Genomic DNA, 13,256 nt, shown 5'->3' on the forward strand with positions numbered 1-13,256 from the left:
GACAATATGGCTACTGCCAACGCCAGTGATCTCAACCACCTTGCGACACGGGCTCTTTCAGCGCCATGGCGCGAGACCGCTCTATCCAACCGCCCTGACCATTGGGCACGATTTCCACCATATCGATCTGCGTATCACCGATACGGGTGATCCTGCCGAAGTTGCTGCCCATATGGTTGCCGACCCGCACACGCTGGACTTCCTGCTCCGGCGTCAGAATCAACGCCGAACGCGCGCCATCGACATCCAGCGTCCCGACCATGCTGAGCTGCTCCATCGGCCAGGCTTCCAGGGGTTCACGAGGGCGATCGAGGTCCGGTCGCACACCGTTGTCGACGGCCGTCAACTCCTCTTCGGGCTCCGGCAGGCGTGACTGGAAAGGACTACGCGCATCCGCCATGTCATAGGTGACGGGATGATACTCGGGTTGCGGCGGCAACTCCTGCACCTTGCCGGAAGGACGCCCCCTCAAGGACTCGAGCTCCCCTTCCAGCGCGCCCAGCTGCGGATCCCCACAACCCGCCAGCAGAGTGACCAGCAACGCACTTCCCATCACGGTGTTTCGACGTGTCATCAGGCTCATTGCTTGCCTCCTGACGTTGCCGGGGTCTGGCGATAATTGTAGGTCTTGGCCAGTAGCGACAGCTCGAGATCATCGCTGTTGGCGACCGGCGTCAGCACGAAATCATGCAGCGTCACGATGCGTGAAAGCCCCGCGACCCCGGAGATGAAGGCTGCGATACGATGATAGTCGCCGCGCACCTTGATATCGAAAGGCTGCTCGACGTAGAAGTTGCGATTCTCCGCCGGCTTCAGACGAATGTATTCGACCGCCAGCTGGTTGTTGATCGCCGTCTCGCTGATGTCATCCAGCAGCGCCGGGACTTCCGCGTCGGTGGGCAGCATTTCCAGCAGCTGCCCCATGCGGGACTCCAGCTCCACCATCTGCTCGCGCATGGCCGGCAGGTTGGCGGCCTTGAACGCCTTGCTCTCGAATTGCTGAAGCAGCTGATTTTCCTGGGCACGCAGACGCTCGAGGTCTTCTGCCTTGGGCGCCGCAAGGAACCAATGGGACGCCCAGAACAGGGCGCCCAGCACGATAAGCGCCAGCACGGCCTGCAGCGTGACCGGCCAGATACCGGCTTCCTTCAGGTCAAGATCACGAAAATCCGTCGACTTGAGGCGGCGGATTTCAGCATCGATGAAACTCATCGCCGACCTCCTTTCTTGTCATTTTCCGCATCGGCAGCGCTCAGCGCCGACCCCATCGGGCGCTCCGGAATCATGATGTTGAAGCTGCGCTGATCGTCGTCATTGCTCTGCACATCGGAGAGCGTCGGGGTGCCGAAGGAATCCGACAAGGCAATGGCGCGCATCAGGCCGGAGACCTGACGCGTGCTTTCCGCCGTGCCATTCGCCTTGAGCTGGCGCCCGCTGCGACTGATGCTCTGATACCAGGCGCCGTCCACCAGAGACGTCACCAGCTGATTGAAGACCCGTACCGTTTCCGGACGCGAGAACTGCAGACTGCGGATCAGCTCTATCTGGTCGAGCATCTGGGTGCGGCGTGCCTCGATATCCTCGACTTCCTTGATGTCACGATTGAGGCGGGCCATTTCCTTCTCGATGAAGGCATGGCGCTGCTGCTGCGCCTCGAGCTGGCTCTGGTAATACTCGCTCATGCCATAGCCGCCACCGATACCGATGACAGCCGCCAGCGCCAGTATGCCCATGAAGCGCTTGCTGCGCTTCTCACGCCGGTCTTCACGCCAGGAAAGCAGGTTGATCTCGATGGTCATGAGCGCTTCCTCATCGCAAGACCGCAGGCCGTGAGCATCGCCGGGGCATCGCCCGCCAGCGCCTGGATGTCGACGCGCGGATTGACGCTCATGTGAGTGAAGGGGTTGGCCATGATCACTTCAAGCCCGGTGTGCTCCGCCAGGCCTTCACGCAGCCCGACGATGGCGGCCGTACCGCCCCCGAGCAGGATACGCTGCACCTCGCGGCGCTTGCCGGCGGTGTAATAGAGCTGCAGTGAGCGTGCGATCTGCTGGATGAGCGTCTCGCGGAACGGACCCAGCACTTCGCTGTCATAGGTATCCGGCAGACCGCCACGCTTCTTGGCCAGGCCCGCCTCATCATTGGAGAGATCGAAGCGATTCATGATCTCGTCCGTCAGCTGACGCCCACCGAAGACGGCGTCGCGACTGTAGACGATGCGGCCATTCTGGATGACGTGGAAGGCGGTCATCGTCGCACCGATATCGACGACGGCAACACACTCTTCGTTGTCGTAGGTCGGCGGCAACTGATGACGCAGCTCGCCGAAGGCGCGCTCGAGGGAGAAAGTCTCGACATCGACGGCAGCTGGCTCGAGGCCGGCCTGGGACAGTGCCGAGGTCAGCTGATCGACGTCCAGGCTGCGACACGCCACCAGCAGCAGATCCTGCTGATCGGGATTGCGCGGATTGACGCCCAGATGCTGGAAGTCGAACGCGACATCGTTCAGCGGAAAGGGAAAGTGCTTCTCGGACTCGAGCGCGATGCGCTGCTCGATCTCGTCATCGGCGAGATTGGCCGGGAAGCTCAGTGTCTTGGTGATGGCAGCGCTCGCGGGAACCGCGACCACGGCACGCTTCGAGCGCGGCTGTGCCTGCTCGACCGCGCGCTTGATGGCCAGCACGACTTCGTCCATGTCCCGTATACGTCGCTCGACGACTGCGCCTTCCTTGAGTGGACGCACCGCATAGCTATCGATCTGGTATCGATTTCCTTGCCTGGACAGCTCCAGGAGCTTCACCGTGGCCGACGTGATATCGACCCCGATGAGTCCCTTGCCGGCGGATTTGAGTCCCAGCAATTGGCGTTCCCCTGCTCTGATGACGATCTTGCCAGACTGGCTGGCCGCCGGTTCCCTGACGACGTTGCCGCGACACCCTCTATCATTCCAGGATGTTACATTATGTTTCCCAGAATAACACAACAGACGCGCAAGTCAGGGTTCAACGCTGGCCGCATCTGAACCCGCTACTTATAATGCCCCAGCAATGGAATTGCCAATCCCCGCGCAGCCACTCGCTTTTCTTACCCACGGACCCTGTCTTGCCCATGAAGCTATTGAGACGACTACTTTCGCCAGTGTTCTGGCTGCTGCTATCACTATGTGCCGCGGGACTTCTGGCCATCGTTGGCGCTTCGCTGTACTTCTCGCCGGGCCTGCCCGACGTCCATCAGCTTCAGGATACCAAGCTGCAGACGCCGCTGCGCATCTATACCCGCGATGGCAAGCTGATCGGCGAATACGGTGACCAGCGCCGCATCCCGGTCACCTACGACGAGATCCCCGAGACCTTCGTCGACGCCCTCCTCGCCGCCGAGGACAGCAACTTCTTCTCCCACCCGGGCATCGACCCCAAGGGGCTGGCGCGCGCGGCCGTGCAGCTGGCCTCCAGCGGCAGCATCCAGTCCGGTGGCAGCACCATCACCATGCAGGTGGCGCGCAACTATCTGCTGACGCTGGACCAGACCTTCACGCGCAAGATTCGCGAGATTCTGCTGTCGCTGCAGATGGAAGAGATCCTCTCCAAGCAGGAGATCATGGAGCTCTACGTCAACAAGATCTTCCTAGGCCATCGCGCCTACGGGATCGCCGCCGCTGCGCGCACCTACTACGACAAGTCCCTGGATGAGCTGACCCTGGCCGAGCAGGCCATGCTGGCCGGCCTGCCCAAGGCGCCGTCAAGCTTCAACCCGCTGACCAACCCGCAGCGCGCACTGATCCGTCGCAACTGGATCCTGCTGCGCATGAAGGAGCTGGGTTACATCGAGCCGCAGGCCTATGACGAAGCCGTCAAGGCACCGATCACCGCGGCACGCCACTACTCCCGGCCGGAAGTGCAGGCACCCTACGTCGCGGAAATGGCACGCAGCTTCGCCGTCGACCGCTTCGGCGACAAGGCCTACACCGACAACGTCCGCATCACCACGACGCTGGACAGCTCGCTGCAGCCAATGGCACGTGATGCGCTGATCAAGGGGCTGATCGCCTACGATACCCGCCACGGTTGGCGCGGGGTCGAGGAATCCGACATCGCCGCCTCCCTGGCGGAAGCCCAGGACCAGACCGATCAGGCCGGCCTCGAGGAAGAACTCTCCAAGTCACCGGAAGTGCTGGAAACCGCCAAGCAGGCGGCCCAGAAGAGCGAGAAGCGCATCGCCGGCATCGACCGTGATGTCTCGAACTGGCTGAAAGTGCTCGACCGCACCCCGGATTACGGCCCACTGAAGGCCGCCATCGTGGTCGAAAGCACCGGCAAGCAGATGAAGGCACTGCTGGCCGACGCCACGGTCGTGACCCTCGATTGGGACGGCCTGAAGTGGGCGCGTGAGTACAAGAGCGCCAAATGGCGTGGTGGCGTGCCGGGGTCGGCCGCCGAGATCGCCAAGGCCGGTGATCTGGTACGCGTGATCAAGCAGGACGACGGCTACCGCCTGGGCCAGCTGCCGGACGCGCAATCCGCCATCGTCTCGCTGGACCCGGAAAGTGGCGCCATCCTCGCCCTGCAAGGTGGCTTCAGCTATTCCGCCAGCAAGTTCAACCGCGCCATCCAGGCACGCCGTCAGGCAGGCTCGATCTTCAAGCCGTTCGTCTATCTGTCCGGGCTCGAACAGGCCGGCATGTCACCGGCGACCATCATCAACAACGCCCCCGTCGTGCTTCAGGATGGCGGCAAGGTGTGGCGTCCGGAAAATGCCGGCGGCAAGTTCACCGGCCCGACCCGTATCCGCGTTGGCCTGTATCGCTCGCTGAACCTGGTCTCCGTGCGTCTGCTGCAGACGGTCGGCCTCGACAAGACCCTCGACTTCCTGGTCAAGCTGGGCTTCCAGCGTGACGAGCTGCCCAATGGCCTGTCACTGGCCCTGGGCAGCGCCTCGCTGACCCCGCTGGAGATGGCACGCGGCTATGCCGTGCTCTCCAATGGCGGCTTCCGTGTCGAGCCCTGGTACATCGATACCATCACGCGTGGCGATGACGAGACCGACTATGAAGCGCATCCGCCGGTTGCCTGCGCCAACTGTGCGCCGGGTATGGTCACCGTCAATCGTGACGGTCGCCAGTACCCGCTGGCCGAGCGTGTCGCCTCCCCTGAAGCCATGTATCTGATCCGTGACATGATGCAGGATGTCATCAAGCGCGGTACTGGCCGTGGCGCCCTGGCGCTGGGTCGTGATGACCTGGCCGGCAAGACCGGCACCACCAACGACCAGCGTGATGCCTGGTTCTCCGGCTTCAACAGCAAGCTGGTGGCCACGGTCTGGGTCGGCAAGGACTCCAACGACACCCTGGCCGAGTATGGCGCCCAGGCCGCCCTGCCCATCTGGGTCGACTACATGCGCGGCGCCCTCAAGGGCATGCCGTCCTCCACCATGGAGCGTCCGGAAAACATCGTGACGGCGACCATCGACCCGGACTCTGGCAAGCGCCTGCGCAGCGGTCAGTCCGGCGGCATCAGTGAGCTGTTCCGCAAGGATAATCTGCCGCCCTACAAGGAACGCACCATCCGCAAGGAGCTGGAGCAGGAAAGCGGCTCGGAAGGTACCGGAACTTTCGAGGCCATCTTCTGATCTGATCTCCAGACCTCGCCTGCCAGCCTCATCGGCAGGGGGAGAGCCCAAGGAAGAGCGGCCGCTGGTCGCTCTTCTGCCATCTGAGCATTCGCAAGGCTCCCCCGTATCGCGATCCACTGGTAGCGTCCGGATGACGCGCCAGGCCGCCTCGCTCAGCAAGCGTCATCTCGCAAGCCACATTCCCGATGATGATGTCATGCCTCAAACATGCCGGAGTTCGCATGCTTCACCCATTGCCCACACTGCGCAGGACCGCGTTTCTGTGCCTGGCCCTGCTTCCCCTCGACACGGCTGTCGCAGACGACCTCTTCTATGCACCGCCACCCGCCAGCGAGGACTCTGAGCCCTTCAGCGGCCAGGCCGAGCTGGGCTTCACCAAGCTGTCGGGCAACTCGAACAGCGAGACCCTGCTGGGCAAGACCAGCCTCTCCTGGCACCTGAAGCCCTGGACCCACACCTTCCGTGTGGAGGCCAAACATGTCTCCAGCAGTGGCGAGACCACGACCGACAAGTACCTGGTCGGCCAGCGCGAGCGCTATGACCTCAGCGATGATCACTACGCCTTCGGGCTGCTGCGCTGGGAGAAGGAGCGCTTCTCCGGCTACAACCACCAGGTCACCTCCATCGTCGGTGAGGGCATCACGATACTGGATGGCCCCGAGCACAACCTCTCCCTCGAGGCCGGGCCGGGCTATCGCTTCGATGACATCACGGCGGGGGATCACGAGAACTACCTGCTGGGCTATGGCGCGATGGACTACCGCTGGCAGCTTTCCGACACCTCCAAGTTCGAGCAGCAGTTCTCGGCGGAGGCCACGCGCGAGAACGTGATCAGTCGCAGCTATACCGCGCTGACGGTCGCCATCAATGCAAGCCTCGCTCTCAAGCTCTCGCACGAGATCGAGAACAACACCAACCCGCCCGACGAGTCGGATGCCAAGACCGACACCACCACGGCGGCCTCCATCCTCTACAGCTTCTGAGCACAGGCCTGACGCCTGCCTGCCCAGGCGCTACTCGCTGGTGGCTCGTGGCTCGCGGTTCATGGCTCTAGGCTGAAAGCAGCCACCAACAAAAAGCCCTCGCCGGAATCTCCGACGAGGGCTTTTTCATGTCTTGCGTCGCTTCAGCGACGCCGCCAACCGGCCATTCGACCGCTGACGCTTAACCGTAGACCTGATCCGTGCTGGTCAGCGGGTAGTGCGCCGGGTACGGCTTGCGTGCGACACCGGAATCGATGGCCGCCTGGGCCACGGCGGCCGGCAGACGCTCGAGCAGACGCGAATCCATCGGCGTCGGGATGATGTAACCCGGGCCGAATTCGAGGCTGTCGATCTCGTAGGCATCCAGCACATCCTGGCTGACCGGCTCACGCGCCAGGTCTTTCAGGGCGTGAACGGCGGCCAGCTTCATCTCTTCATTGATGCGCGTCGCACGCACATCCAGCGCGCCACGGAAGATGAACGGGAAGCCCAGCACGTTGTTGACCTGGTTCGGGTAGTCGGAGCGACCTGTCGCCATGATGACATCCGGGCGTGCTTCGCGAGCGGTATCCGGATGAATTTCCGGATCCGGGTTGGAGCAGGCGAAGACGATCGGGTTGGCGGCCATCTTCTTGAGCTGCTCTGCCTTGAGCAGGTTCGGGCCGGACAGACCGACGAAGACGTCGGCGCCATCGATGGCGTCGTCCAGCGTGCGCAGCTCGGTCTCGGTGGCGAACATCGCCTTGTACTGGTTCAGGTCATCACGGCCGCTGTGGATCACGCCCTTGCGGTCGAGCATGAAGATGTTCTCGACCTTGGCACCACTGGCCACCAGCAGCTTCATGCAGGCGATGGCGGCAGCGCCGGCGCCCAGGCAGACGATACGCGCGTCTTCCAGCTTCTTGCCGGCGATATCCAGGGCGTTGAGCATGCCGGCCGCGGTGACGATGGCGGTACCGTGCTGGTCGTCATGGAAGACCGGGATGTTGCACTGCTCGATCAGCGCCTGCTCGACTTCAAAGCATTCCGGCGCCTTGATGTCTTCCAGGTTGATGCCACCGTAGGTGGTGTGGATGCGGCGCACGGTATCGATGAAGGCCTGCGGGCTTTCCGCATCCACTTCGACATCGACGGAGTTGATGCCAGCGAAGCGCTTGAACAGCACGCCCTTGCCTTCCATGACCGGCTTGGAAGCCAGCGGCCCCAGGTTGCCCAGGCCAAGGATGGCAGTCCCGTCAGAGATGACCGCGACCAGGTTGCCCTTGCCGGTGTACAGGTAGGCATTTTCCGGGTCGGCGGCGATTTCGCGGCACGGCTCGGCAACGCCCGGGCTGTAGGCCAGCGCCAGGTGCTTGGCGGTCTCGGTCGGCTTGGTCAGCTCGATGGAGAGCTTTCCGGGAATGGGTTCGGCGTGATATTGCAGTGCTGCTTTCTTCATGGCATCAGACATGCGTGTCATCCGGTATTTTGGCGGGGGGGTTGGCTGCTCCAGAATATAGAAAAAGACACCTCTGAACAACCGACGCAACTTGCTGTTATGCATGACTTTAAAACGATTGTTTAAAAAACATTTTAGCCATTCGTCTAACGTTATGGATGCCCTACCCAGCCATAAACCTTTCCTTATCGCTGACCGGCTTTTACGCCGATTTCGGCCCGAGATGACGCCACGATTCGCGCAAGATCCTCGATTTTCGACCTATCACTGACGCAACCCGCCATTCTGGCGCGCTTGATGCAGAGGCAGAGCAGAAAAAGTGCCAAATCGGAAACAATCTTTCCTTTCAGCAAGCGCAGCGCAGGGGTGACATCACCGCAAGGGCATCACGTCAGACCATCACGACCAGAACATCACGACAAGGGCATCCCGGGCCGGCTGGCGTGGTCGCGGCTCTCTTCAGAGCGGCCTGAACGACAGGCACAAAAAAACCCGCTCGTGAGCGGGTTTTTCGTCCATGACGCTGCAAGATGCGCAGCGCCATGAAAGCGACAAGCAGCTGAAGGTATCAGCGCTTGATGGCAGCACCGAAACGCTTGTTGAAGCGCTCGACGCGACCACCGGTGGTAGCCTGCTTCTGCTTGCCGGTGTAGAACGGGTGGCACTCGGAGCACACGTCAAGCGCGAAAGTCTGCTTGGAAGTGGTACCGATTTCGTGCTGCGCGCCGCAGGAGCAAGTTGCGGTCTGGCGCTGGTAGTCCGGATGGATACCCTGTTTCATGATGTGTAACCTCAGGTCGCTGTGCACCGCCACCTGATCACTTGCCAGGCACCGTACACGGGTTTTGGATTGAACCGGTCATTCCGCCGTTTCCGACGGAAGGCCGCACATTTTACCAGTCATCTGCCGCAAGACCAAACTTTGTGCCGTTTATTGCGGGCAACACTCTGTAGACTGCGTGCCACGGCATATCCTCGTTTTACTGAACGCCTCATATCACCTCATATCCGGATACCTTGCGTGCCTGACACTACCGACAAGACTGCGATTCACCTGCCGGGACGTGTGCTGGGCATCGCGATTCCCGGCCCGCTGCGCGATCTGTTCGACTACCTGCCATCCCGCCAGCCGCCACGCCACGGCTGGCAGGTGGGCCTGCGCGTGCGCGTCGAATTCGGGCGTCGCCAGCTGGTCGGGGTGATCGCCGAGCTGCGCAGCGACTCAAGTTTCCCCATCGACAAGCTCAAGCCTGTCAGCGAAGTCATCGATGACGAACCACTGCCGGCCGACTGGTTGTGGATATGTCAGTTTACCGCGCGCTATTACCAGCACTCGCTCGGCGACACCTTCGCCCAGGCGATGCCCTCGCTGCTGCGTCAGGGGCGCGCCCTGGAGGCGCGTACCCGTGAGCGCTGGACGCTGACCGACAAGGGCCGCGCCACCGAGCCGGCAAGCCTGGGGCGAGCCACCCGCCAGATCGCGTTGCTGGAGCTGCTCGCTCAGCATCGTCATGGCCTGGTGCACAGCGCCATCACCGCCCAGGGCTTCACCCGCCAGCAGCTGGAGACCCTGCGCGGTCGCGGCTACATCGAATCCCGTGAGGAGCCGGTGACCGGCACCACGCCGGAGCAGGCCAACAAGGGCGTGCTCGCCGCACCCGGCCTGGCCCTCAATGATGAGCAGGGCCGCGCCCTCTCGCGTCTGCATGAGGGCCTGAGCCGCTTCTCGCCCACGCTGCTGGAGGGCGTGACCGGTTCCGGCAAGACCGAGGTCTATCTGCAATTGATCGAGGCGGTGCTGGACCGCGGCGGCCAGGCGCTGGTGCTGGTGCCCGAGATCGGCCTGACGCCCCAGACACTGGAGCGCTTCCGCAGACGCTTCCGCGTGCCGCAGGTGATGCTGCACTCCGGCGTCAGCGATGGTGAACGCCTCGATGGCTTCGAAGCCGCCCGCAGCGGCCGGGCGCGCATCGTGATCGGTACCCGCTCCGCCATCTTCACGCCGATGGCCAGGCTCGGCGTGATCATCGTCGACGAGGAGCACGACGGCTCCTTCAAGCAACAGGACGGCCTGCGCTATCACGCCCGCGATCTGGCGCTGGTGCGCGGCAAGCAGGAAGGCATACCCGTGGTGCTCGGCAGCGCCACGCCGTCTCTTGAGAGCCTGCGCCATGCTCGCGAGGGCCGCTTCACGCATCTGCACCTGCATCAGCGCGCCGGACGCAGTCAGCCGGCCCGCCTGCACCCGGTCGACCTGCGCGGCCGCATGACGCTGGGCGGTCTCTCGACCCAGAGTCTGGAGGCGATCGAGAAGCGCCTCGCCCAGGGCGATCAGGTGCTGGTGTTCATCAATCGGCGCGGCTTCGCGCCGACCCTGACCTGCCATGCCTGCGGCTGGATCGCCGAATGCGACAACTGCGATGCCCGCATGACCCTGCATCGCCATCCGCCCCAGCTGACCTGCCACCACTGCGAGCGCACCCGCCCGCTGCCGGATGCCTGCCCGGCCTGTGGCAGCGGGGATGTACGCCCGCAGGGCGCGGGTACCGAGCGCACCGAAGAGCTGCTCGGCGAGAAATTCCCCGACGTGCCGGTGCTGCGCATCGACCGCGACAGCACCCAGCGCAAGGACGCCATGAGCGAGGCGCTGGCGGTGATCCGGCGTGGCGAGCCCTGCCTGCTGGTCGGCACCCAGATGCTGGCCAAGGGCCACCACTTCCCCCACGTCACCCTGGTGGTGGTGGTCAACGCCGACAGCGGCCTCTATGCCGCCGACTTCCGCGCACTTGAGCAATCCGCGCAGCTGCTGGTACAGGTCGCGGGGCGCGCCGGACGCGCCGAGCGCCCCGGCGAGGTATTGATCCAGACCCGCCACCCGGAAGACCCCAACCTGCTGACGCTGATTCAGGCCGGCTACCCGCAGCTGGCGGGGGAATTGCTCGAGGAGCGCCGCATTGCCCAGCTGCCGCCGTTCAGCCATCTGGCGCTGCTGCGCGCCGAGGCCAGCGACCAGCAGCAGGTCGAGCAGTGGCTATTGAAGGTCGGTGGCGCCCTGCGCCAGCACCTCGAGGCTGCCAATCTCAAGGTGGATTGCCTCGGTCCGGTACCCGCACCGATGGAGCGCCGCCAGAATCGCTATCACGCCCAATTGCTGTTGCGCTGTGCGAAACGCGGCCCATTGCATGAAGCGGCGGCCTGGCTGGTGACGCTCTGCGAGCAGGACCGCGACGCACGCCGCCTGCGCTGGTCGCTGGATGTCGATCCCATCGGCATGGCCTGAGTAATACGCAAGCGGCGTGACAGCCCTTCACGCCGCTTGCGATGAACTGACCACTATCCCTGCAGGGCGCGGAATGCGGCGCGATTGATCACGACGGTTTATGCAAGCCGCAGGATCGGTGATAATGCCCGCCATCGTGCAGCGACATCCGCACTCCCCCATTGCCCGCAGGCCTGATGCCTGCAACCGCCTGCTGTATGGCACGCGGTGCGACCCGAGCCGTGAAGAGACCGATATTCCATGAAAGAGACGATCATCGAACTGCTGGGCCAGGCCCTGGAAACCCTCAAGGCCGACGGCACCCTGCCCGCCGACGCCAGCCCGCAGATCAAGGTCGACCCGACCAAGGACAAGAGCCACGGCGACTACGCCAGCAATCTGGCGATGATGACGTCCAAGGCCGCCGGCATGAAGCCGCGCGATCTGGCCGAGAAGCTGATCGCGGCGCTGCCGGCCTCCGATGCCGTCTCCAAGGTCGAGATCGCCGGGCCCGGCTTCCTGAACTTCTTCGCTGATACCGGTGCGGTAGCCGACATCGTGCGTCGCGTCTTCAGCGAAAGCGACAGCTTCGGTCACAGCGACGTGGGTGCCGGCGAGAAGGCTCAGGTCGAGTTCGTCTCCGCCAACCCGACCGGCCCGCTGCACGTCGGTCACGGCCGCGGTGCCGCAGTCGGCGACGTGCTGTGCCGCCTGCTGGCCGCCACCGGCCACGACGTCACGCGCGAGTTCTACTACAACGACGCCGGCGCCCAGATCAACAATCTGGCGCTCTCCGTCCAGGCGCGCGCCAAGGGTCTGGGCCCGGACGATGCCAGCTGGCCGGCCGATGGCTATCGCGGTGACTACATCAGCGAACTGGCCGCCTCCTACATGGCCGGCGATACCGTCGAAGCCGATGGCAAGCAGGTGACCGGCGCCGCGGACCCCGATGACCTGGAGGCCATCCGCGTCTTCGCCGTCGCCTACCTGCGCCACGAGCAGGATCTCGACCTCAAGGCCTTCGGCGTCGAATTCGATGTCTACTTCCTCGAGTCCTCGCTCTACAGCGACGGCAAGGTCGAGGAGACCGTCAAGCGCCTGGTCGACAACGGCTACACCTATGAAGACGACGGTGCCCTGTGGCTGCGTACCACCGACTTCGGTGATGACAAGGACCGCGTGATGCGCAAGCGTGACGGCGGTTACACCTACTTCCTGCCCGACGTCGCCTACCACCTCGACAAGTGGCAGCGTGGCTTCACCCAGGTCATCAACGAGCAGGGCGCCGATCACCACTCCACCGTGACCCGCGTGCGTGCCGGTCTGCAGGCTCTGCAGGCCGACATCCCCAAGGGCTGGCCGGACTACGTGCTGCACCAGATGGTCACCGTGATGCGCTCCGGCGAGGAAGTGAAGCTGTCCAAGCGTGCCGGCAGCTACGTGACCCTGCGCGACCTGATCGAGGAAGTCGGCCGCGACGCGACCCGCTACTTCCTGGCCGCACGTCGCGCCGACTCCCAGCTGACCTTCGACATCGACCTGGCGCGCTCCCAGTCCAATGACAACCCGGTCTACTACATCCAGTACGCTCACGCCCGCGTGCACAGCGTGCTGCGCAAGGCCAGCCGCGAAGAGAAGCCCTTCGACGAAGCCCTGGCCATGGCGCAGCTCTCCCTGCTGACCAGCGACCAGGAAAAGGCCGTGATGAATCGCATGGCGCAGTTCCCGGACGTCGTCGCCCACGCCGCCAAGGTGCGCGAGCCGCAGCAGGTCGCCCAGTACCTGCAGGACCTCTCCTCCGACTTCCACACCTGCTACAACGCGGTGAAGGTGATGGTCGAGGACGACGCGACCCGCAATGCGCGCATGGCGCTGGGTCTGGCGACCGCTCAGGTCATCCGCAACGGCCTGGCCCTGCTGGGTGTCAGCGCTCCCGAGGAGATGTAAG

The 13,256-nt window shown here is 63.7% G+C and carries 10 protein-coding genes; 4 read left to right on the forward strand and 6 right to left on the reverse strand.

Annotated elements, in window-relative coordinates; genetic code table 11:
• Positions 1–31: 31 nt before the first annotated feature.
• Genes LCW13_RS15335 through pilM form a run of 4 tightly spaced genes read right to left on the reverse strand, consistent with a single transcriptional unit; the run spans position 32 to position 2,860 of the window.
• Positions 32–583, reverse strand: coding sequence for a pilus assembly protein PilP (locus LCW13_RS15335; protein WP_107335934.1), 552 nt, complete (start codon positions 581–583; stop codon positions 32–34).
• Entirely contained in the window at positions 580–1,212 is a 633-nt protein-coding gene (locus tag LCW13_RS15340; protein WP_153636591.1) for a type IV pilus inner membrane component PilO, read from the reverse strand. The genes LCW13_RS15335 and LCW13_RS15340 overlap by 4 nt, the downstream gene beginning before the upstream one ends.
• Positions 1,209–1,799 carry a PilN domain-containing protein gene (locus LCW13_RS15345; protein WP_153636592.1) on the reverse strand — a complete coding sequence of 197 codons (591 nt, stop codon included), beginning with the start codon at positions 1,797–1,799 and terminating at the stop codon, positions 1,209–1,211. Before LCW13_RS15345 ends, LCW13_RS15340 begins: the two co-directional genes overlap by 4 nt.
• The gene (gene pilM / locus LCW13_RS15350) at positions 1,796–2,860 is read right to left on the reverse strand and encodes a type IV pilus assembly protein PilM (RefSeq protein ID WP_107335932.1); all 1,065 of its coding nucleotides are present in this window, start codon (positions 2,858–2,860) and stop codon (positions 1,796–1,798) included. Before pilM ends, LCW13_RS15345 begins: the two co-directional genes overlap by 4 nt.
• A 248-nt stretch (positions 2,861–3,108) precedes the next feature.
• On the opposite strand from pilM, the gene LCW13_RS15355 reads away from it, so the two are divergent.
• Positions 3,109–5,625 (forward strand): penicillin-binding protein 1A, encoded by a 2,517-nt coding sequence (locus tag LCW13_RS15355; protein WP_153636593.1) that lies wholly within the window; start codon positions 3,109–3,111, stop codon positions 5,623–5,625.
• Positions 5,626–5,849: 224 nt separating this feature from the next.
• Positions 5,850–6,611: a DUF481 domain-containing protein gene (locus LCW13_RS15360; RefSeq protein ID WP_043332961.1), complete on the forward strand. Its 762-nt coding sequence runs from the start codon at positions 5,850–5,852 to the stop codon at positions 6,609–6,611.
• A 181-nt stretch (positions 6,612–6,792) separates the two neighbouring features.
• Here the strand turns inward: LCW13_RS15360 and LCW13_RS15365 are convergent, their stop codons facing one another.
• Together LCW13_RS15365 and rpmE are read right to left on the reverse strand one after the other, a co-directional pair.
• Positions 6,793–8,061 (reverse strand): malic enzyme-like NAD(P)-binding protein, encoded by a 1,269-nt coding sequence (locus LCW13_RS15365; RefSeq protein ID WP_054556560.1) that lies wholly within the window; start codon positions 8,059–8,061, stop codon positions 6,793–6,795.
• Positions 8,062–8,617: 556 nt separating this feature from the next.
• A complete protein-coding gene (gene rpmE, locus LCW13_RS15370; protein WP_054556509.1) occupies positions 8,618–8,830 on the reverse strand; it encodes a 50S ribosomal protein L31 in 213 nt (70 codons plus the stop codon).
• 240 nt (positions 8,831–9,070) lie between these two features.
• Between rpmE and LCW13_RS15375 the strand changes: the two genes are divergently transcribed.
• A complete protein-coding gene (locus tag LCW13_RS15375; protein ID WP_225347334.1) occupies positions 9,071–11,329 on the forward strand; it encodes a primosomal protein N' in 2,259 nt (752 codons plus the stop codon).
• A 240-nt stretch (positions 11,330–11,569) separates the two neighbouring features.
• Positions 11,570–13,255, forward strand: coding sequence for an arginine--tRNA ligase (gene argS / locus LCW13_RS15380; RefSeq protein ID WP_225347335.1), 1,686 nt, complete (start codon positions 11,570–11,572; stop codon positions 13,253–13,255).
• Position 13,256: the final 1 nt, after the last annotated feature.

Origin of the sequence: Cobetia amphilecti, from assembly GCF_020217465.1 — a bacterium.
GTDB lineage: Bacteria > Pseudomonadota > Gammaproteobacteria > Pseudomonadales > Halomonadaceae > Cobetia > Cobetia amphilecti.